This is a genomic window from Aeromonas bestiarum, assembly GCF_028751155.1.
Taxonomy (GTDB): domain Bacteria; phylum Pseudomonadota; class Gammaproteobacteria; order Enterobacterales; family Aeromonadaceae; genus Aeromonas; species Aeromonas bestiarum.
In genome coordinates, this window is the sequence record NZ_CP064746.1 from 4,731,454 (window position 1) to 4,751,295 (window position 19,842).

At 55.2% G+C, this 19,842-nt stretch carries 19 protein-coding genes; 3 read left to right on the forward strand and 16 right to left on the reverse strand.

The window, feature by feature from the left end; translation table 11 throughout:
- Window positions 1-389: 389 nt before the first annotated feature.
- The 7 genes from IU367_RS21945 to IU367_RS21975 are packed head-to-tail and all read right to left on the reverse strand — an operon-like array spanning window position 390 to window position 9,569.
- A complete protein-coding gene (locus IU367_RS21945) occupies window positions 390-1,139 on the reverse strand; it encodes a M48 family metallopeptidase (RefSeq protein ID WP_274453101.1) in 750 nt (249 codons plus the stop codon).
- A 6-nt stretch (window positions 1,140-1,145) separates the two neighbouring features.
- The gene (locus IU367_RS21950) at window positions 1,146-4,430 is read right to left on the reverse strand and encodes a type I restriction endonuclease subunit R (protein WP_274453102.1); all 3,285 of its coding nucleotides are present in this window, start codon (window positions 4,428-4,430) and stop codon (window positions 1,146-1,148) included.
- Entirely contained in the window at window positions 4,427-5,446 is a 1,020-nt protein-coding gene (locus IU367_RS21955) for a virulence RhuM family protein (RefSeq protein WP_274453103.1), read from the reverse strand. The genes IU367_RS21950 and IU367_RS21955 overlap by 4 nt, the downstream gene beginning before the upstream one ends.
- A gap of 13 nt (window positions 5,447-5,459) precedes the next feature.
- Window positions 5,460-6,158, reverse strand: coding sequence for a UPF0149 family protein (locus IU367_RS21960; protein ID WP_274453104.1), 699 nt, complete (start codon window positions 6,156-6,158; stop codon window positions 5,460-5,462).
- On the reverse strand, window positions 6,155-7,378 hold the full coding sequence (locus IU367_RS21965; RefSeq protein ID WP_274453105.1) for a restriction endonuclease subunit S: 1,224 nt from the start codon (window positions 7,376-7,378) through the stop codon (window positions 6,155-6,157). The genes IU367_RS21960 and IU367_RS21965 overlap by 4 nt, the downstream gene beginning before the upstream one ends.
- Complete coding sequence (locus tag IU367_RS21970; RefSeq protein ID WP_274453106.1) at window positions 7,368-8,933, reverse strand: type I restriction-modification system subunit M; 1,566 nt, start codon at window positions 8,931-8,933, stop codon at window positions 7,368-7,370. The genes IU367_RS21965 and IU367_RS21970 overlap by 11 nt, the downstream gene beginning before the upstream one ends.
- A gap of 39 nt (window positions 8,934-8,972) precedes the next feature.
- Complete coding sequence (locus tag IU367_RS21975; RefSeq protein ID WP_274453107.1) at window positions 8,973-9,569, reverse strand: restriction endonuclease subunit S; 597 nt, start codon at window positions 9,567-9,569, stop codon at window positions 8,973-8,975.
- A 247-nt stretch (window positions 9,570-9,816) separates the two neighbouring features.
- Here IU367_RS21975 and IU367_RS21980 point away from each other — a divergent pair, with 247 nt between their 5' ends.
- From IU367_RS21980 to repC, 3 genes are read left to right on the forward strand one after another with little or no spacing between them, the layout of a single operon-like run.
- Window positions 9,817-10,152, forward strand: a complete 336-nt coding sequence (locus IU367_RS21980; RefSeq protein WP_247823707.1) for a helix-turn-helix domain-containing protein — start codon at window positions 9,817-9,819, stop codon at window positions 10,150-10,152.
- 7 nt (window positions 10,153-10,159) lie between these two features.
- The gene (locus IU367_RS21985; RefSeq protein ID WP_274453108.1) at window positions 10,160-11,011 is read left to right on the forward strand and encodes a helicase RepA family protein; all 852 of its coding nucleotides are present in this window, start codon (window positions 10,160-10,162) and stop codon (window positions 11,009-11,011) included.
- Window positions 11,012-11,036: 25 nt separating this feature from the next.
- Entirely contained in the window at window positions 11,037-11,837 is an 801-nt protein-coding gene (gene repC / locus IU367_RS21990; protein ID WP_199269088.1) for a replication protein C, IncQ-type, read from the forward strand.
- Window positions 11,838-12,074: 237 nt separating this feature from the next.
- Here the strand turns inward: repC and IU367_RS21995 are convergent, their stop codons facing one another.
- The 9 genes from IU367_RS21995 to IU367_RS22035 form a co-directional block, all read right to left on the reverse strand.
- On the reverse strand, window positions 12,075-13,214 hold the full coding sequence (locus tag IU367_RS21995) for a site-specific integrase (protein WP_101345822.1): 1,140 nt from the start codon (window positions 13,212-13,214) through the stop codon (window positions 12,075-12,077).
- 162 nt (window positions 13,215-13,376) lie between these two features.
- Window positions 13,377-14,738: a tRNA uridine-5-carboxymethylaminomethyl(34) synthesis GTPase MnmE gene (mnmE, locus tag IU367_RS22000; protein ID WP_098981225.1), complete on the reverse strand. Its 1,362-nt coding sequence runs from the start codon at window positions 14,736-14,738 to the stop codon at window positions 13,377-13,379.
- A gap of 88 nt (window positions 14,739-14,826) precedes the next feature.
- Complete coding sequence (gene yidC / locus IU367_RS22005) at window positions 14,827-16,473, reverse strand: membrane protein insertase YidC (RefSeq protein ID WP_274453110.1); 1,647 nt, start codon at window positions 16,471-16,473, stop codon at window positions 14,827-14,829.
- A 5-nt stretch (window positions 16,474-16,478) separates the two neighbouring features.
- Window positions 16,479-16,727, reverse strand: a complete 249-nt coding sequence (gene yidD / locus IU367_RS22010; RefSeq protein WP_010635605.1) for a membrane protein insertion efficiency factor YidD — start codon at window positions 16,725-16,727, stop codon at window positions 16,479-16,481.
- The gene (rnpA, locus tag IU367_RS22015) at window positions 16,694-17,053 is read right to left on the reverse strand and encodes a ribonuclease P protein component (protein WP_042037151.1); all 360 of its coding nucleotides are present in this window, start codon (window positions 17,051-17,053) and stop codon (window positions 16,694-16,696) included. The genes yidD and rnpA overlap by 34 nt, the downstream gene beginning before the upstream one ends.
- Complete coding sequence (rpmH, locus tag IU367_RS22020; RefSeq protein WP_005307156.1) at window positions 17,053-17,187, reverse strand: 50S ribosomal protein L34; 135 nt, start codon at window positions 17,185-17,187, stop codon at window positions 17,053-17,055. Before rpmH ends, rnpA begins: the two co-directional genes overlap by 1 nt.
- A gap of 269 nt (window positions 17,188-17,456) precedes the next feature.
- Complete coding sequence (locus tag IU367_RS22025; protein ID WP_005319551.1) at window positions 17,457-18,191, reverse strand: amino acid ABC transporter ATP-binding protein; 735 nt, start codon at window positions 18,189-18,191, stop codon at window positions 17,457-17,459.
- A gap of 12 nt (window positions 18,192-18,203) precedes the next feature.
- On the reverse strand, window positions 18,204-18,872 hold the full coding sequence (locus tag IU367_RS22030; RefSeq protein ID WP_122974194.1) for an amino acid ABC transporter permease: 669 nt from the start codon (window positions 18,870-18,872) through the stop codon (window positions 18,204-18,206).
- Entirely contained in the window at window positions 18,873-19,631 is a 759-nt protein-coding gene (locus IU367_RS22035; RefSeq protein ID WP_043557335.1) for an amino acid ABC transporter substrate-binding protein, read from the reverse strand.
- Window positions 19,632-19,842: the final 211 nt, after the last annotated feature.

The window sequence follows — 19,842 nt, forward strand, 5'->3', positions numbered from 1 at the left end:
ATTCCATATCACCATGGACTCTGCTCAGGAAAAAATCAACAACGCACTGAAAGTATTGAAATTTGTTCGCTCGCGACAAACATGGTTGCGTGGAATCATGCAGGATGTGTAGCCATGGAATGAACACTGTCATTCCCGACCAATTCCCGTCCAGTTTCTTTCCACATAACTATCTATCTGGAAAAGTGGTGCGAATTTTCCACATAGTGGAATGCCCATTCAGAACGAGTTATGTGGAATCCTGATCGAAGGCTTCCTATCTATCTGGAAATTTCGTGCCGTTTTTCTCTCTGGAATATTGGTCATCTTGTTTGAAGGGATGATGGACTCTGGTGTGCTGAAATATGGGGGGCGGATTCCTATCTATCTGGAATTTTGCCCCTCATATTTCAGGATGTCAGCAGTCGGTGGGCCATCCCGTCGAGTAGCAGCTTGGTCTTCTCCCAGGTCGGCATCACCTGGCTGAGCAACCGCCAGAATCGCTCGCTGTGATTGTGCTCGGCTAGGTGGCAAAGCTCGTGGAGGATGACGTAATCAATGCACTCTCTGGGGGCTTTTACCAGATGAGGATTGAGTGTGATCCGGCCATTGGGTGAGCAGCTTCCCCATTGGGTTTGCATATTCAGCAGGCGTAGCGGAGGGCGATCCACAACCCACAAGGCTTGTTCCAGCATAGCATCGAGACGTTTGGCGAAAAGCTCTCTGGCGCGGGTTCTATACCACTGGGTCAGTTGAGCCTTCACTGTCTCGGGTCCTGGCTGCCTGACTGATACTTCCAGCTTGCCTCGCAGCAGTTTGACCCCTTGCACACTGCTTGGTGCAACGATGACCTTGAGCAGGTATTGCTTGCCGAGGTAAAGGTGACTCTCGCCACTGACATAACGGCGTGGCGTGACATGTTCCAACTGCTGACGAAAGTCACGCAACTGTTCGTAGATCCAGCGGGCACGCTTTTTTACCGCCGCAAGCACCTCTTCATCTGGCGTTTGCGGCGGAGCCATCACCTCAACCCGGCAGTCAGGATGCACCTTGATCAGCAGTTTGCCAGCCTTGGGTCTGGTGAGCCGTTCGAACCGGATAAGCTCGCCGCCATAGGAAAAGTGCTGGAGCCTATTGGCCATGTTGCCGGAGGTACTCATCTGCAGTTACATCCCACTGTGACCAACTCGGGTAATCTGCACGACCATTTCCACCATGCGTTTGGCTTGATCCATGCCACAGCCGATGGCCTTGCACTCGGTGAACAGCAATGGCAGCAGCTTCTTGCGAATATCGGCCTCAATATTTTGCGGGTTGATAGAGTGTTCGGCGACTGAGGCATCAACCAACCGGTCGATCTCGAAAGCGAGTTTGACCCACTTTTCTTCAACCTGAGCATCCTGGCTGTCAAACAGTTGTGGAAGGTTCTTTTTGAAGACCCCGAAGTAGGCCTGAGCATGGCGGTTAGTGCCAAACGCATCAGGCATATCGTTCAGGCGGCGTTCCTGTACCTGCTCTTCAAACTCGCGGAAAAGCATGTACTGCTTGAGAGGGTGATCAAACAGTTTTTCCGCCTCTTCAATGGCGAGGCGCAACAAGGTTGAGAAAGACTCCCGAGCATAAGGGTCATCCCTGAGATCCTGCTCAATCATGCGCGTGACGCGAGTCTTGATGATATCAGTCTCGTTGCGGGTCTTCTCTTTGCTCCACTCTTCCGGCGGTTTTTGCAGTCCCATCTTGCCGACTTCATATACACCACCGGGCTCTTTGACCTCGACGCCAACCACATGCTTGTCGAGCAGCTTTTTCACCTGCTGGGCGTACTCGTCGTAGTCGACTCGTTCACCTGCATCCTGTTGCACGGTTTGCCGCAGGCTGGAGAACTGCTGCAGCGTCTCTTTGTAGTGGCGGCGATCCGCTTCGGTAAAGGCGGTGTCCTCGAAGAACGAAGCCGACTGTAGAGCTACTTTCAGGCAACTGGCAAAGCGGGAGAGCGCTTCATAGAAGTCTTCACGCACCTTGAGATGCACATCTACCAGCTCTCCCTCTACCTCTTCCATTCGGGGTACCAGCACCTGGCGCAGTTGCTCTATGTCCTGCTTGTTCTTTACCCCGGCAAAGATGTTCCACAGGTCCTTGTAGAGCTGTGGCAGGCGTTTGTATTCAGAGCTCATCTGGTTGTAGAGGCCGGCGATGTCGTCAAGGTCGTAGCCGCCCTGAGTGCGTGAGGCGAGATCCTGATACTTGGCGATAGTGGTATCTAGCTCCGAAAGAATGCCGCGGTAGTCGATGAGCAAGCCAAACTCTTTGTCCGGGTGCAGGCGGTTGACCCGGGCGATGGCCTGGATCAGGTTGTGTTCCTTCAAGGGTTTGTCGATGTAAAGCACCGTATTCTTGGGCTCATCGAAACCGGTCAGTAACTTGTCTACCACGATCAAAAGCTTGAGCGGATCATCCTTGTCGGCGAAGCGCTCGATAATCTGCTTGGTGTAGAGCTGCTCATCCTGGCTACCCACGTTATCTTTCCACCACTGCACGACCAGAGGGAGGGTAGATTCATCAACATCGGTATTGCCCTCCCGGCTATCGGGGGAGCTGATAACAATGGCGGATTCGAACAATCCAACCTCATCGAGATATTGCTTGTACTTGATGGCGGAAGACTTGCTGTCGCAGGCGAGCTGACCTTTCAGCCCTTCCGGAATGTTTTTGTCGAAGTGTTCGGCTATGTCGCGAGCGATTAGCTGGAGCCGGTCATCGGCTTTGTAGAGCTCACCCTTGCGTGTGTATTTGCGCTTCAGGTCAGCCTTTTGCTCCTCGGTCAGGTTGGTGGCGATGCGGTTAAAACCGGCATCAATCGCCCTGTCGTTCACATCGAGATCCGGGATGCGTTCTTCATATAGCAGGGGGGTGACAGCCTTGTCCTCAACGGCTCGCTGCATGGTGTAAGCGTGCAGGATGGGGCCAAACTTGTTGGTCGTCTTGTCGTTTTTCAGCAGCGGAGTGCCGGTAAAGGCCACAAAGGCGGCATTGGGCAAGGCCAGTTGCATGCGAATGTTGTTTTCGCCCCCTTGGCTACGGTGCCCCTCATCAATCAGCACTATGAGGTCCGGGCTTCTGTTGACGCACTCAGGCAATTTGGTGGCAGTGTTGAACTTCTGGATCAGCGAGAAAATGATGCGCTCGGTACCCTTGCCAATTTGCTCGGCCAGTCGCTTGCCCGAGGTGGCCATCGCCGCGTCCTTGTCCTTCTTGCCAGCCAGTTCACCACTGGATGAGAAGGTCTTGCTGAGCTGGCTTTCGAGATCCACCCGGTCGGTCACGACAATGATGCGGCAGGCTTTAAGCGCATCATGCAGGATCATCGCCTTGCTCAGGAAGACCATGGTGAACGACTTGCCTGATCCTGTGGTGTGCCAGATCACCCCGCCTTGGCGGCCGCCATCAGGGCGCTTGTGACTGATCCGCTCGATCAGTCGCTTGATGCCGAACACCTGCTGATAGCGGGCCACTATCTTGCCGGCTTTCTTGTCAAACAGGGTAAACAGACGGGTCATCTCCAGCAGCCGATCAGGTGACAGCAGGCTGATAAGCAGCCGATCCTGGTCCGTCACCGCCAACTCGCCGGCGGCCAATAGGGTCTGGTACCAATCCAGTGTGGCCGGTGGGCGATGATCAAACAGTGTCGAGAGGGTATCTTGGGGAATCGGCCGATTCTTGATCTCGGCCATCTGCGCGTCGCTTATGTCCTCTTCACGCCAGGCAGCCCAGAATTTTTCCGGTGTGCCGCAGGTGCCATAGCGTCCTTCGATTCCGCTGATGGAGAGCAGCAACTGGCTATAGGCGAACAAGTGCGGGATCTCACCGTGTAGCTGGTTGCGAATAGTCTGGGAGATCCCTTCTTTGACGGTTGGCCCCTTCTTGGCGTTGCTATCCGGGCGTTTCGCCTCGATCACCGCCAATGGCAAGCCATTGACGAAGCAGACGATATCGGGGCGACGAGACTCTATGCCACTGGCTCGGGTGACATGAAACTCTTCGGTAAAGGTGAAGCTGTTATTGTGCGGGTTATGCCAGTCGATCAGGGCAATGGTCGGGCTCACCTTCTTGCCGTCAATGAATTCGGTGACCGACATGCCGTAGAGCAAATGGTTATAGATCCGTTCATTGGCAGTCATCAGCCCTTCGTTAAGCGCTGGATTACACAGCTCACTTACCAGATTGTCGACTGACTTGGCCGAGAGAGGATACCTCTTGCCAGCATACACAAAGGCGCGCTTGCTCAGCTCCTCGCGCAGAATCTGGCTCAGCACGACCTGGTCATATTTATTGTTACGGGCCGCCAGTGCCTGCTTGGGGGGCAGAAAAGTCCAGCCCAACTGGGTCAGTAGGGTCAGGGCAGGGATCTTGGCGCTGAACTCTTCCTGGAATTTTGGCACGGGGTGAGTCATGACTTGTCCTTGTGTCGCTTGCTCATACGCTCGGCGAGCTGTTCCAACTCACGCAGTTCTTTTTGATCTTCGGCTATGGCTTCTTGCTGCTTGCGCTGACGGTCAAATGCTTCGTATCGCTCATAGGCGATTTGTTCCATCTGCTTGCGGCTGACCTGACCGGCATTAGCCAGCAGCGGTTGCTCATTGAAGGTCATAAACTTGTCGAGGTAGTCGCGCCACTCTTTGATGCACAGGTGTTGTCTGCTTTTGGCCCGGAACTCGGCAAAGTCGAAGAACATGCTGACCAGCCTATTCAACTGCTCTAGCTCCTCTCCCTGCAGGTAGTTTTTAGCTATGACGACATCGGCCTTACGTACCCGTTTCCCGGCAAAACTGCGGAGATTCATATTGGGTTGCCCCGGATCAGCGCGCAGAACGATCAGCTCGGCGGCGGTGTGGCCCGTGACGGCATAAAACAGCTTGTTTTGTACCTCGGCAAACAGCAACTGGGTCTCTTGCTCGCTGGCTCGATAATCTTCTGCCAAGGTGAACAGGTCACGAACCTTTTGATAGAAGCGCTTCTCCGATGAACGTATGTCGCGGATGCGCTCGAGCAGTTCATCGAAGTAATCCCACTTGGGATCCTTAAGGCGCTCGTCATCCATGGCGAACCCCTTGGTGAGGTATTCACCAAGTGTCCGTGTAGCCCATTGGCGGAATTGGGTGCCTCTAGTCGAGCGTACCCGATAGCCGATAGCGACGATCATCGGCAGGGCATAGAGTTGCAGCCGCCGCCTGACTTGACGCGCCCCCTCAGTTTTAACTGTCAAGTCTTCCTTGACGGTTAGATTTTGAACAAGCTCGCCCTCATCCAGAATGTTCTGAACATGCAAACTGATATTTTGTTTGGTGGTCTGATAGAGCTCGGCGATCTCCTGCTGGGTTAGCCATACCTGACCCCCTAGCTCACGTAGTACAAGTTGGGACTCGCCATCGTCGGTGGTATAGAGGATCAGATCATTGCTGCTATTCATCCCGGGCTCCTGGTCAATACAAACAGCACTGCTTGAATTTTTTGCCGCTGCCACAGGGGCAAGGGTCATTGCGCCCGATCTTGGGGGCCGCTCTAACCGGCAGGGTTACTGGAGTGAGTGCTGGTGTGGCTATCGGCGCTGTGTTTGGCCCCCGTTGGGCCAGAAAATGGGCGTGCAGCCGCAAGGCGGCGGTGCCCACCTCGGCCACGCTCTGCTGGTGCTCCGGTAGCGACAGGCTGGCAAGCTGTGGCAGCAGGTCATCGCTGCCATGCAGGCGGATCACCTCAAGAGAGCTTTCCTGCTCCTCTGGCAAGGCTGGCCAGTTCCCCAGCGCCATGCCACGCAGATAGCCAAAGCACCAATCTTCGGCGTTGCAGATCTCCTGCCCTTCGACATAGTTGGCCATCAGCACCGGGATAAAGTGCTCGGGCTGATAACAGAGGGTGTGGGCCAGAATATTCATATGGCCGAGGATCAAATCCAGCGCCCGTTTCATATCCCGCTCGGAAGACCACTCTGGGGGCGTGCCACCCCAGAGTACCGGCCACCACTGGCTGGGTGGCACCAGCTCGGGGCCGGAGAGTACCGCAGTCAGAAAGCCGTCGAGCGCCGACAAACTAAGCATCGAATCGTCGTTGCCATAGTCCATCAGCCGCTGCTCCAGCCACTCCACCTCGGCTTCGGTCATGGGGTGAATGGTCACTTTTTTCATGCTGCCTCTTCCACCTTGACTCGCCGTTTGCCGGTCAGCAGTTGCTGCATCAGCGCCTTTTTTTCTTGTTTTAAGGCAGCCAGTTTTTGTTGTAAGGCAGTAATTTCTTGATCGGCGGTGGAGAGAACTGCGGCTATTTTCACCTGTTCGCCAAAGTCAGGAACTCTGATTATTAGTTGCTTTATGTCATCGCTGTTGATCGATTCAAACGTACTTCCTTGAGAAAGGGAACACCATCTTTTCTCAAACCAAAGAAGCCATTGATAGATAAAGTCCTGATCAAATTTGCGTTTAGCTTTTATCGCAGCAATCCCTCTGCCAATACAGGCTTTATGTTCCGATATAGCAACTGTTCCTACTGGAGCACGAACACTTAGTAAGATGTCACCAATTGCACATTCTTTAGTGATTTCAGAAGTAAATATTCTAGGCGCAGATTTTCGATTCTTGACGTCAGCATTACCCTGAAGCAGAGGAAGACCGACACCATCTTCGTTGTATGCCTCTGATTTAGGGGATGAGCCCATGATAATTATCGCTATATCGGATAAATTATAAGGTCTCCACTCCCCACTAAACCTCATTCCATTGCTATCCAGTAAGCGTTTTTTACCGGTGAGCAGTTGCTGCATCAGTCCCTTTTTCTGCCGCTGACTATTGGCCAGCAGTTGCTCGGTGGTGTTGATCGCCTTGTCCCAAGTGGAAAGTATTTTGGCAATCCTCTTCTGTTCATTAAGCGGTGGCAAGGCGATGGTAAAATCACCAACCTGTTTGAGGCTAAGGCTAGGTTGTGCCTGTGTAGATGCTTCCTGTTGTACTTGATATTGGATATATGGAGACATAATCCAATAATGTAGATATTTTGAATTAACTTTTCTTTCATCAGCTCGAATTATAGCTACATTTTGATTTATATTCGCAGGAATTATCTCTTTGGAAACAAGGAAGTTGGACCCAATAGTATTCCCAACAATACAAATTATGCAGTCTTTGTCATTTAGCTTTGATCTTTTCAATAGTTCATCAGCTTCTTTTGATATCCACTTCTCTGAGTCTGATTTGAACTTTCCGTCGAAAGAGCAATTATAAGCACCGACGAATCGAATAGAGTTTCCCGACTGTTCTACGAACTCATGCCCGTATGTCGTTGGTGTTGAACCTTTAGTGATTAATAGCGATATGCTACGCAGATCTTTAGTGACCCACTCATTAGGCACCATAACCCAACTCCTTCAGATACTTGGCCATCTCGATTTCCAGCTCGGCCAGCTGGGTTTTTAGCTGCTCCCGCTCGGTGCGCACCGCTAGCAGATCGATCTCTGCCTCCTCCTCGAAGGTATCCACATAGCGAGGAATATTGAGGTTGTAGTCGTTCTCCTTGATCTCTTTGAGCGAGGCAAGATAGGCGTATTTCTCGACATTGCCGCCATTGCGGTAGGTGGCGACGATCTTGGCGATATTCTCCGGGCTCAGCACATTCTGATTCTTGCCCGGCTTGAAGTCGCGGCTTGCGTCGATAAACAGCACATTGTCGTCCACCTTCTCTTTTTTAAAGATCAGGATGGCGGCGGGGATGCTGGTGCCGAAGAACAGCTTTTCCGGCAGGCCGATCACCGCATCGAGCAGGTTCTCGTCGATCAGCTGCTGGCGAATTTTTCCCTCGCTCGAACCCCGGAACAGCACGCCATGAGGCACCACGACGCCCATACGGCCGCTCTTGGGTTTCAGGGTCTCGATCATATGGAGGATAAAGGCGTAATCCCCCTTGGTCTTGGGCGGGAGCCCGCGCTTGAAGCGGCCATATTTATCAATCCCAGCCTCGTCATGACCCCACTTGTCCAGTGAGAACGGCGGGTTGGCGGTCACGATATCGAAGCGCATCAGGTCGCCGTTTTTATCCAGCAGCTTGGGGTTGCGGATGGTATCGCCCCACTCGATTTTGTGGTTGTCTTCCCCGTGCAGGAACATGTTCATCTTGGCCAGCGACCAGGTGGAGCCTATGGCCTCCTGCCCGTAGAGGGCGTAACGTTTCTGGCCGTAGTTTTGCACCACTTTGCGGCCGCATTTCATCAGCAGCGACCCGGAACCACAGGCGGGATCGCAGATGGTATCGCCGAGCTGCGGATCCAGCAGTTCGGCCATCAGATCGGAGACTTCGGGCGGGGTGTAGTACTCGCCAGCCTTCTGGCCGCTGTTGGCGGCAAATTTGCCGATCAGGTACTCGTATGCGTTGCCAATCACGTCGAGGTTACCGACCCGGCTTGGTTTCAGGTTGAGCTCCGGTTTGGCAAATGCCTCCAGCAGGTAGCGCAGTATGGTGTTCTTCTGCTTCTCTTCGCCGAGGCGATCGCTGTTGAAGCTGATGTCCTGGAACACACTCTTGTTGCCATCTTTGAGCTTGGTGCCGTTGGCTTCTTCGATAGCGTGCAGGCAGACATCAATGCGCTCGCCGTTACCTGGTTCGAATCGCTTTTCGTACAAGCTGTAAAAGTTAGCCTTGAAGGACTGAACTACCTTGTCATCCTGATCCTTGATTTCGGCGATGGGTAGCACAAAGCGCTCGCTCTTCATCATCTCTTCGATAAGCTCTGGCGCATCGCCGTACTGCTTCTTGTAGCTGTCGTAATGGTCCTGCCAGACATCGGAGATGTACTTCAGGAACAGCATGGTGAGGATGAAATCCTTGTAGGTATCGGGGCTGATGGTGCCACGGAAGATATCGCAGGCGCCCCAAACGGTGTTGTTGATAACGTCCTGATTGATCTGTTCGGTCATAAAGGGTGTTTCCTTGGCGTAATAACGGGTATGCGAGCCTCAAGAGGCATCTGCATCGGATGGTTCAAGTAGGCGAGTCGCGATGGCATGCATCATCTGCTCGCCATTGTGCTGGAGGCGCTGCATCAATTGGCGCTCCTCCTGCAGCGTGCGAGCCATTGCCAAAATGGTTTGTTGCTCTGTCAGTGATGGAAGCCCAATCAAGGCCTCTTCCAACACCTGGCGGCGAATACTCTTGGTCAGGGTGCCTTCGGCATGCAGTTCGAAGTAACGCTGGCAGGGCTGCTGATTGAGCTGCCAGGCGAGGAACTCCGGGATCAGTGCATCAGATTGTGGCCGTACCACATAAAAGTGGGGGGCCGCCACAGCTGGCAGTGGGGCATGCCGGGTATCAACCAGCACGGCATAGTTTTGGTTGCCCCGTGCTGCCACCAGAATATCTCCAGTTTGCAGCCAGTCTGGCGCTTTTTTGCCAGTTGCCTCACTGCGCACGCAGCTCATCCAGTCGACACCGAACTCTGACGAGGAGTCTTTCATCTGCACAACGGCCAGATTCCCCTCTGGATACTCGGGGATCTTGCCGCGAAATGGATAACCAGCGCTGATAGTGGCGATTTGGTACAGGTGTAATTTCACAAAAAATCTCGTCATCGCTAATGATGCTGGAGATTAGTGTCTCTGATGAGACTTTGTTCCGTCAAGACAAAGCTCGATCTTTTTTTGCATCAATGGTAATGGAGTTTTTGCGGTATTTTCACATGTGAAATTTTTTTCTCCGAAAAATTGCTGTAAGTGCCCAAAGTGGGCAGTTACAGCGCTCTGGATTTCGTTAGGTCCTCGGTACGCTTTGCATGTTGATGTTTGTTACAGGGAGATCATCTGCATGCGTGAGCAAAATCCGTCAGTTTACAGCGATCCTAACGGGTCAATTCTGAAAGAGCTTTATGAGTTGAAACGGCTGGTGATCCAGCAAGGACAGGGGCAGAAGGAGGTGATTTCTGCCGAGGAGTGTGCCGAGTTGCTGGGAGTATCGGTTAGCTATGTATATCGACTGACCAGTGAAAAGCGTCTGCCGCATTACAAGCCACAAGGCAAAAAGATCTACTTTAAGCGAGCCGAGCTGCTCGATTGGCTGCTCTCCCACCGTATTTCACCGGACGCCGAGCTCACTGAGCATGTGACCAAGCGTGTACGGCAAGCTAGTCATGGGCGGTTGTGAGGCTGTTATGGAGCGAGATCTCATAGCATCTCACAGGCCCCAGGATCTCCGGTCGGCTTTTGCTGAACCTCCGAACCCCCTCGATTTTGTCCTCCCGGGGCTGCCTGTTGGCTGCGTTGGTGCTTTGGTGTCGCCGGGAGGTGTGGGCAAATCGATGTTGGCATTGCAACTGGCAATGCAGATATCCGGTGGGCCGGATTGGATTGGGCTTGGCAATCTGGGCAGGGGGGCTGTGCTCTACCTGCCTGCCGAGGATCCTTGGCCTGTACTGCACCAGCGCTTGTTTGCCTTGGGCGGATATCTTGACGCTGAACTTCGTGCCAACGTTGAACGAGACCTTCGTCTTATACCGCTGCTGGGATCCAGTCCGAATGTGTTGGATAGCCACTGGTGGGAAGCGATTGCCCTTTGGGCTGAAGGGGTGAGGTTGATTGTCATCGATACTTTGAGGCGCTTTCACGATGCCGACGAGAACGCGGCCTGTGCCATGACACAGGTGCTGGGTCAGTTGGAACGGCTGGCCATGGGGCTGGGATGCGCTGTGTTGTTTGTACACCACACCAGCAAATCCGCAGTATTCCAAGAAGCTGGCGATCTGCAGCAGGCAAGCCGAGGTTCGTCAGTTCTGGTGGACAACATCCGCTGGCAGGCCTATCTCGCCACTATGACCAAGAAAGAGGCGCAGCAGCTGGGCGTATCGGCAGAGCTGAGCCAACTTTACGTGCGCTTTGGAGTAAGCAAAAGTAATTATGGGCAGCCACTACCGGAGCGCTGGTTGGTGCGGGGGGAAGGTGGCGTGCTGCACCCCGTCAGGTTGGACGTAACACGCCGGGCTGGAGGCAAACGTGCCTTGCTTTGAACTAACTCATGCTCGGCACGACCATATGCACTGTCTGGCCCCAGGATTGTTCAGAGCCATCGCTCCTGGTCAGCGCCGTCGAGACAAACTGGCGGTGATTTACCGTTTGGATAACGGTAATCAGATTGAGTTTTCTGGGCCAGAACCCTTGGGGGCCGACGATTTGCGCGTACTTCAAGGGTTGGTTGCCCTAGCTGGGCTTGAATCACAAGGCGGCAAGATTGAGCCTGTTGCGAGTGGTGAAACCGGAGAGATATTACGAGAACTACTTCAGCTTCGTGGGATTGCCAACCAGCAGGATGTCTTGGTGGTCAAAAGCAGCTTGCGCAAACTGGCCAAGGAGATTGGTTACGCCAACCCTCGTGACACCAACACGGTGCGCCGCAGTGTCGAGCGGTTGTGGAAGGTGTCGGTAATAGCACAGGTGGCAGGCCTGCGTAGCGGTTTTCGTCTGCTGGCGAACTATGCCAGCGATGCCCTGACCGATGGGCTCTTTGTGGCGCTTAATCCTTTACTGACCAATGCCGTGTTGGGGAATGGCCGATATACCTATATCGATCTGGCTGAGGTACGGCAACTGCGTAGTAGCACTGCTCGGATATTGCATCAGCGGCTTTGCGCCTGGATTGATTGTGGCCGCAGCAAGCCAGTAGGTTTAGATAAACTGGTCTCTTACGCTTTTCCTGATAAGTCCAGCGCGGCCACCGACCGAAAGCGGCAATCGCGAGTCCGCAAGGCACTGGATGAACTGGCTGAACTGGGTTGGTCAATCAGTGAACATGCCAAGGGGCGGTTCACCATAGGTCGGCCTGCGCTATCACGATAATGGTCACGGACTATCACGAAAGTGGTCACAAAGTTCACGATATTGGTCACAGGCCTAATCAGTCAAACCCAAGTGTTACTTGGGCTGCAGGCCGATCCTGAGATCCGATCTATATTATCTAAGATAATCTAGGCCAGCGTATGGTTGCGCTGGCCTGTTTGTTGGATCTTCCCTAACTGGCTAAGCTGTTTCGATCAATTCAGGTCAAGATCTCGTCGAGGCTTTGTCTCATCATGATCACAACAATACGTTGGGAAAATCGAGCATGGCGTCCCTGCGTCGTGATTCAAGGATGTCGGCGTAGATCTCGGTGGTTCTCAGCTCACTGTGGCCCAACAAGCGGGAGAGCGCATAGATATCGACGCCACGGTTAAGCTGGATGACGGCGAAGGTATGACGCGCGCTGTGGAAGGTTACCTTCTTGGTTATACCCGCCTGCAACGCCCACCGGGTGAGCTCCATGTTGTGCCAAGCCGAGTACTTGAGGCCCTTGAAGATCCGCTCTGTTGCCTTGCCTGGGCGCCCCATCAGCTGCATCGCCATGTCATTCAAATCCAGGTATTGAAGGCCGCTGGTCTTTTTCTGGGTGAAGACGATACGGTAATGGCCATAGAAGGGCTCCAGCTCGGCCCAGGTCAGCTTGTGAATGTCGGACCAACGCAAGCCAGTGCAACAAGAGAACAGAAAGGCACGCTTAAGAACGTCATAGCGGCACTCAGCCTGGGCCATGGCCCGAACCTCATCTTCGGTCAGATAAACCCGCTTGTTCTTCTCCCCCTGGATAGCTTTGACACGGCGTACCGGATTATCCGGCAGCAGCCGATCCTGCTCTGCCTGGTTCAAGGCTGCTCTCAACTTGTTGAAGTAGGCACTCTGGGTGTTGCGGCTGAGTGGTGTGCCGCTTTTGGTGCGGGCCTTGTGCATCAGGTAATGCCGAAACCCCTCCAGGAACAGCTGATCTACTTCCTCAAAAGTCAGCTCCGGCAGCTTATGGTACTGGCGTAAATGCTTGAGGGCTGATATCCAGATGGAATGGTTGCTCTTGCTGCCTGCCGCTTTTTGGTCAGTAACCTCTTGGAAGTACTCGAAGAAGCTGGCCTTGTAGGCGTTCGAGAAATCCAGATGGTGTTTACCTGTCTCGTACTCGAAGAGCCGCTTGGCGCGGATGGCTTCGGCTGCTCGCTGGGTTTCTTTGTTGTGGAGCCGCTGTGCTGGGGTTCGCGGCTTGTCGTACAGGAAGAGATCCAGGGGCTCTCTGCTGCGTTTGTGCTTGCGGATGCCCGTGGTTGGGTCAAGGTAGGAGCCGGCGTAATAGGTTAAGCGCAGAGCGCGCTTGCCTTCGGCGTCCGGTTCGCGGAATTCGATGCTGATCTTCATAATTGTCCCCCGAAAGTACCCCGAGAGGTTACTTCGGGGTACTCTCGGGGTAAATTCTCACGAAACAAGATCAGGCAAGAATAGCCAGTAAAAAACAAAGTCCAATATTTACAATGCCTTATGTTCTCACTGGCTGCTTTTTATTGCTGATTTTTCACCACATTACTTGCCGATGCAGAAGCTGGAGAAGATGCGGCCCAGCAGATCGTCGGAGCTGAACTCGCCGGTGATCTCGGAGAGGGACTCCTGCGCCAGGCGCAGCTCTTCGGCCACCAGTTCACCAGCGACATAGATTTCCAGCTGATCCCTGGCCACCAGCAACCGCTCGGCGGCGCGCTCCAGCGCGTCCAGGTGACGGCGGCGGGCCATGAAGCCCCCTTCTGTGTTGCCCTGGAAGCCCATGCAGGCTTTCAGGTGCTCGCGCAGGGCGGGCAGCCCCAGCTCTGTCTTGGCGGATATGCGGTAGACGGCGTGGCCCAGCTCCTGGCTCGGTGCCAGATCTTCGCCGGTCAGGTCAGCCTTGTTGCGCACGACCGTGAGGCCGATGTTTTTTGGCAACCGATCAACAAATTCCGGCCAGATCTCCCGCGGGTCGATCGCATCTGTCGTTGTGCCATCCACCATGAAGAGCACGCGGTCGGCTTGCTCTATCTCGGCCCAGGCGCGTTCTATGCCGATCTTTTCCACCTGATCCTGGGTATCGCGCAGACCGGCGGTATCTATGATGTGCAGCGGCATACCATCCAGGTGGATGTGCTCGCGCAGCACGTCGCGGGTGGTGCCGGCTATCTCGGTGACGATGGCAGACTCGCGCCCGGCCAGGGCGTTGAGCAGGCTCGACTTGCCGGCGTTGGGACGACCGGCGATCACCACCTTCATCCCTTCCCGCAGCAGGGCGCCCTGCTTGGCTTCGCCGCGCACGCCATCCAGCTCGTCCATGATGGCGTAGAGATCGCCCGCCACCTTGCCGTCGGAGAGAAAATCGATCTCCTCGTCCGGGAAGTCGATGGCGGCTTCCACATAGATGCGCAGCCGGATCAGGCTCTCCACCAGTTGCTGGATTTTGCTGGAGAACTGCCCCTGCAGGGAGTGCATGGCGCTGCGGGCGGCCTGCTCGCTGGAGGCTTCGATCAGATCGGCGATGGCCTCGGCCTGGGCCAGGTCCAGCTTGTCGTTCATGAAGGCGCGCTCGCTGAACTCGCCGGGACGGGCAGGGCGCAGTCCCTTTATCTGCAGGATACGGCGCACCAGCATGTCCATGATGACGGGGCCGCCGTGACCCTGCAGCTCCAGCACATCTTCGCCGGTGAAGCTGTTGGGGGCCTTGAACAGCAGGGCTATGCCCTGATCCAGCGGTTGGCCTTGCTCATCCTTGAACGGCAGATATTCGGCGTAGCGCACCCGGGGGCGCTTGCCGAGCACTATCTCGGCGACCTGTTCGGCGGCGGGGCCTGAGACCCGGACTATGCCAACGCCGCCACGGCCGGGCGCGGTGGCCTGGGCCACGATCGTATCTGTTGTCATCTTGCTTGGCTCATTTGCTCGGTAATTGGGGGACATTGTAATAAAAAAGGCGGCCCCAAGGCCGCCTCTTTTGTCATCAGGGGGAAGATTAGCTGCGGGTGTGCAGGCCTTTCTTCTCCAGCTGACGATAGATGATGGTCTGCTGGGTAATGGAGATGACGTTGCTCACCAACCAGTACAGCGTCAGGCCAGCCGGGAACCAGAGGAACATGAAGGTGAAGATGATCGGCATGAACTGCATCACTTTCTGCTGCATCGGGTCTGTCACCGTGGTCGGGCTCATCTTCTGCAGATACCACATGGAAGCACCCATGAGGATTGGCAGCACGAAGAAGGGGTCCTTCACCGACAGGTCGGTGATCCACAGGGTGAACGGCGCGTGACGCAGCTCAACGGATTCCATCAGGGCCCAGTACAGGGCGATGAAGATCGGCATCTGGACCAGAATCGGCAGACAGCCACCCAGCGGGTTGACCTTCTCCTTCTTGTACAGCTCCATCATGCCCTGAGACATCTTCTGGCGATCGTCGCCGAAGCGCTCACGCAGTGCGGCCAGCTTGGGCTGCAGCATGCGCATCTTGGCCATGGAGGTGTACTGGGCCTTGGTCAGCGGGAACATGATGCCGCGCACCAGCAGGGTCAGCATTATGATGGCCAGACCCCAGTTCTGGACGAAACCGTGGAACACGGTCAGCAACCAGTGCAGCGGTTGGGCGATGAACCAGAGCCAGCCGTAGTCGACGGTCAGGTCGAGGTGGTTTGCCACCTTGGCCATCTGGTCTTGCAGCTTGGGACCGACCCACAGCTTGCTGGTCACTTCGGCCTGCTGGCCGGCAGCCACGTCTACCAGCGGCGCCTTGTAGCCTATGATGGCCTGGTCTTTACCAGGGATCACGCGGCTGTAGAAGCTGTTGGTATCGTCGGCATTCGGTGCCCAGGCAGAGACGAAGTAGTGTTGCAGCATGGCGACCCAACCACCCTTGGTGGTCTTGTTCAGGTCGGCATCCTTCATCTCGTCGAAGGTGTACTTCTTGTAGCGGCTCTCTTCGCTGGAGAAGGCGCCACCACGGTAAGCACTGGCTACCATGGCGTGACCTTCCTGATCCTTGGGCGTGGTCACGGTCTGCTTCAGCTGACCGTAGAACTGCACCTGGACCGGCTCGGCGGATTTGTTGTCGATCTTGTAATCGACGCCAATCGCATAGTCACCGCGCTTGAGCACGAACTCTTTGGTGAAGACCACACCCTTGCTGTCGGTCCAGGTCATCGGTACGACGACTTGATCCTGACCATCGGCCAGCTGATAGCTGGTCTGGGTGGCGTCATAGGTGGGACGACCCTGGGCCTGGCTGTCAGGACCATCGCGACCCACCAGGCCGCTCTGGGCGACATAGAGGCGGTCAGGTTGACTGGTCAGCAGTACGAAGGATTGATCCTTGCCTTCTTCCAGCTTGTGGGCCAGCAGCTCGGCAGAAACGATGTCACCGCCCTGGGTGTCCAGGGTCAGCTTGAGCACGTCGGAGGAGACTGTGATCAGCTTGCGTGCGGCGTTCGCGTTGGCTTGCTCGGAAACCTGAGGAATATCACCGGACTGACCGGCTTCAGGTACGAAATGTTCGGTTTGGGCCACGGTAGTCGGGGCCGGCTTCGGAGCCTTGTCAGACTCCCACTGTTGCCAGAGCAGAAAGCTCACGAACAGCAAACCGATCAGGATGAGATTGCGTTGTGATTCCATAGTCTTCAGTTTCTTCGCTTTGGTTGCGGAACCGGGTCATAACCACCCTCGGATAAGGGATGGCATTTTAATAGACGTTTGCTGGCTAACCAAACGCCTTTTATGAAACCGTGAAGTCGGATTGCTTCTATCGCAAATTGGGAACAAGTTGGCGTGAAACGGCAGCGCGGCCCGAGCAGAGGGCTAATGATTAGCTGATACAGGCGTATCAGTTTGACAGCTACCCATTGCAACGGCGTGACAGAGTGCGCCATAGCTTTTCCAGTAACTTGAACAGCTCCTCGTTATCCATCTCTTTGACGCCGCCCTTGGCGATCACGACTATGTCGATAGCGGGCAGGTTGGCTTGATTGAGACGGAAACTTTCCCGGACCACTCGTTTGACACGATTACGCCAGACGGCACGCTTGAGTGCTTTTTTGGGCACAGCGAGGCCAAGACGGGGATGTTCGAGGGTGTTGGGACAGGCGAGAAGAGTAATTTGCGGAGAAGCGGCCCGGACAGGCTCGGCGAAAACGCGTTTGAAGTGTTCGGGAGTTAACAGACGTAACTCCCGAGAGAAGGTGTGCGGCGTTGGCATTAAACTACCAGACGGGCACGACCCTTGGCACGACGAGCGGCCAGAACTTTACGACCGTTGGCAGTTGCCATGCGGGCGCGGAAACCGTGAGAGCGCTTGCGCTTCAGGTTGGACGGTTGAAAAGTACGTTTCATGATTCGATTCCGTATTTCTGTACAGTTTTGATTGTCACACTTAGCCGACGCGCCAGCTATAGCGTGTGACGACTAGCAAAAGAGGCCGAATTCTAAACAGAGTTCGGCTTTTAGTCAATCCGCCGTTCCCTCTCATCTTGCCCTGACTCATAAAGAAGCAGGAGAAGCTGGCAGGATCCGGAGGATCAAGGGCTCCGGATTATACTGGCAACCCGGGGTTAAACAAGGATCCTCCAATAAAAAAGGCGGCAAGGCCGCCAAAGAGAGAGCTATTTAAGCACTTTTCGCAAGAACTCCCGGGTACGGGGATCCTTGGGATCGACCAATATCTGATCCGGTGGGCCCTGTTCCACGATCCGGCCACCCTCCATGAAGATCACCCGATCGGCAACATCACGAGCAAATTCAATCTCATGGGTCACCACCACCATGGTCTGGTGCTGGCGGGCGAGTTCCTTCATCAGCCCGAGTACCTCGTCGACCCACTCGGGATCCAGGGCCGAGGTGGGCTCATCGAACAGAATGACCTTGGAGTGAGCCGCCATGGCGCGGCCTATGCCGACCCGTTGCTGCTGGCCGCCGGAGAGGGACGCCGGGTAGGCATCCTGCTTGTCGGCAAGCCCTATGTCCTTGAGGATGCCCAGCGCGGTGGCGCGGGCCTCTGCCTTCGGCTGCTTCCAGACGGTGATCAGCCCCTCGGCTATGTTGTCGAGCGCCGTCTTGTTGGCGAACAGGGCATAGTTCTGGAACACGAAGGAGGCGCGCTTGCGCAGCTCGATGGCCTGCTGCTCGCTGGCGTTGGCCAGGTCCAGCTGCAGGTCGTCGATGGCAAGGGTGCCTGCATCCGGGGTCTCCAGCAGGTTCAGGCAGCGCAGCAGGGTCGATTTGCCGGTGCCGGAGGGGCCTATGATGACCACTATCTCCCCCTTCCTGACCTCCAGATCTATGCTGTTGAGCACCTTGTTGCCGTGAAATGCCTTGGAGAGGCCGGTTAATTTGATCATCGCAGACCTCCCTTAATAGGCTCGGTTCAGGTGAATTTCCAGCAGGTGCTGCAAGCGGGTGAAGATGATGACCACCACCCAGTAGACCAGGGCCACCGCCATGAAGCTCTCGAAGAACTTGAAGGAGGAGGAGGCTTCCATCTGCGCCTTGCCCATGATCTCGGCCACCCCCAGGGTGAAGGCCAGCGAGGTGCTCTTGATCATGTCGATGAAGTAGTTCATCAGCGACGGGGTCGCTATGCGGGCCGCCTGCGGCAGTATGATCCGCTGCATCGCCTGGTAGCGGCTCATGCCGATACTGAGCGCCGCTTCCATCTGGCTCTTGTGAATGCCCAGAATGGCGGCACGGATCGACTCGGCCATGTAGGCGGCGAAGTGCAGGGTCAGGCCGACGATGGCGGCGGTAAAGGCATCCATCCCCACGAAGACGGGGAACAGTTGCGGCAGTCCGTAGTAGAGCAGGAACAGCTGGACGAGCAGGGGAGTACCTCGAAAGAACGAGATATAGAGCATCGCCAGCCAGTGGATCACGGGGACGCGAAACACCCGTACTATCGCCAGGGTCAGCGACAGTACGAGTGCCAATACGAATCCCCACAGAGCCATTTCCATCGTGGTGCCCAGGTATTTGAGCAGGATGGGGAACAGCCCTAGTGTGTACTCGAGGTCAAATTCCATCATTTATTTGTCGGTGATATCGGAAGCGAACCATTTCTCGGAGATTTGACGCAGGGAGCCATCCTTGCGCATGGCGGTCAGGGCGTCGTCGACCTTCTTCAGTACGGCCTGTTTCTCCGGCGTCTTCAGGAAGGGCAGGGCGTTCTCGATGGTCTCGAACGGTGCGCCGGCCTGTTGCAGCGGCAGCTTGGATTCCTTGATAAGCTGGGCGGTGGAGACGCGGTCCATCACGAAGGCGTCGATGCGACCCAGGGCGACATCCTGCTCGAAGCTGGAGTCGTAGGTGCGGATATCGATCTTCTTGTTCGGGTCGTTCTTGCGCAGCAGCTCTTCGAAGTTGGAGCCGAGGTTGACCGCGACCTTCTTGCCTTCCAGATCCTTGATACCGTGGATGGTGCTGTTGCCCTTGCGGACCACTATCTGGGCGCCGTCATAGACGTAGGGCTGGGAGAAGGCGTACTTGGCCTTGCGCTCGTCGGTGATGGTGATCTGGTTGGAGATGGTATCGACGCGGCCGGTTTCCAGCATGCCGAACAGGCCGGAGAAGCTGGCGGTCACGAACTCGACCTTGTAGCCGGTGCGCTCACCGATCTGGTTCCACATATCCACCTCGAAGCCCTGCAGCTTGTCCTGCTTGACGAAGGTGAACGGGAAATACTTGCCGGACATGCCGACCTTGATGGTTTCCTGGGCGATGGCTTGACCGGACAGGGCTGCCAGCAGAATGGCGGCACCGGAGACCAGCTTGATGGATGATGTCATGGGGATTCCTCTCTCTGTTGTTCTGTATTTTTAGTTGTAATCACTGGATTTGCGCTGATGTTATTGGAATAAAAGCCAAAGAATAAATGATATTTGGTTATATAAAATAACCGGTTCAGGTCTGGATCTTTGGTGCCATCCTGGATGGATCAGGCTGTGGGTAACTTTGGGGATGAAATCAGATCCAGCGGTGCTGGATCCTTGAAAGTCA

Excerpts from the sequence above, each read along its gene's own strand:
- IU367_RS21995 (WP_101345822.1), bottom strand. The coding sequence starts at position 13,214 with ATGAAGATCAGCATCGAATTCCGCGAACCGGACGCCGAAGGCAAGCGC.
- IU367_RS21970 (WP_274453106.1), bottom strand. The coding sequence starts at position 8,933 with ATGACCGAACAGATCAATCAGGACGTTATCAACAACACCGTTTGGGGC.
- yidD (WP_010635605.1), bottom strand. The coding sequence starts at position 16,727 with ATGGCGCACTCTGTCACGCCGTTGCAATGGGTAGCTGTCAAACTGATA.
- repC (WP_199269088.1), top strand. The coding sequence starts at position 11,037 with ATGCACTGTCTGGCCCCAGGATTGTTCAGAGCCATCGCTCCTGGTCAG.
- IU367_RS22025 (WP_005319551.1), bottom strand. The coding sequence starts at position 18,191 with ATGATCAAATTAACCGGCCTCTCCAAGGCATTTCACGGCAACAAGGTG.
- IU367_RS22030 (WP_122974194.1), bottom strand. The coding sequence starts at position 18,872 with ATGATGGAATTTGACCTCGAGTACACACTAGGGCTGTTCCCCATCCTG.
- IU367_RS21985 (WP_274453108.1), top strand. The coding sequence starts at position 10,160 with ATGGAGCGAGATCTCATAGCATCTCACAGGCCCCAGGATCTCCGGTCG.
- IU367_RS21950 (WP_274453102.1), bottom strand. The coding sequence starts at position 4,430 with ATGACTCACCCCGTGCCAAAATTCCAGGAAGAGTTCAGCGCCAAGATC.
- IU367_RS22035 (WP_043557335.1), bottom strand. The coding sequence starts at position 19,631 with ATGACATCATCCATCAAGCTGGTCTCCGGTGCCGCCATTCTGCTGGCA.
- IU367_RS21965 (WP_274453105.1), bottom strand. The coding sequence starts at position 7,378 with ATGGTGCCTAATGAGTGGGTCACTAAAGATCTGCGTAGCATATCGCTA.
- IU367_RS21980 (WP_247823707.1), top strand. The coding sequence starts at position 9,817 with ATGCGTGAGCAAAATCCGTCAGTTTACAGCGATCCTAACGGGTCAATT.
- rnpA (WP_042037151.1), bottom strand. The coding sequence starts at position 17,053 with ATGCCAACGCCGCACACCTTCTCTCGGGAGTTACGTCTGTTAACTCCC.
- yidC (WP_274453110.1), bottom strand. The coding sequence starts at position 16,473 with ATGGAATCACAACGCAATCTCATCCTGATCGGTTTGCTGTTCGTGAGC.
- IU367_RS21960 (WP_274453104.1), bottom strand. The coding sequence starts at position 6,158 with ATGAAAAAAGTGACCATTCACCCCATGACCGAAGCCGAGGTGGAGTGG.
- IU367_RS21945 (WP_274453101.1), bottom strand. The coding sequence starts at position 1,139 with ATGAGTACCTCCGGCAACATGGCCAATAGGCTCCAGCACTTTTCCTAT.
- rpmH (WP_005307156.1), bottom strand. The coding sequence starts at position 17,187 with ATGAAACGTACTTTTCAACCGTCCAACCTGAAGCGCAAGCGCTCTCAC.
- mnmE (WP_098981225.1), bottom strand. The coding sequence starts at position 14,738 with ATGACAACAGATACGATCGTGGCCCAGGCCACCGCGCCCGGCCGTGGC.
- IU367_RS21955 (WP_274453103.1), bottom strand. The coding sequence starts at position 5,446 with ATGAATAGCAGCAATGATCTGATCCTCTATACCACCGACGATGGCGAG.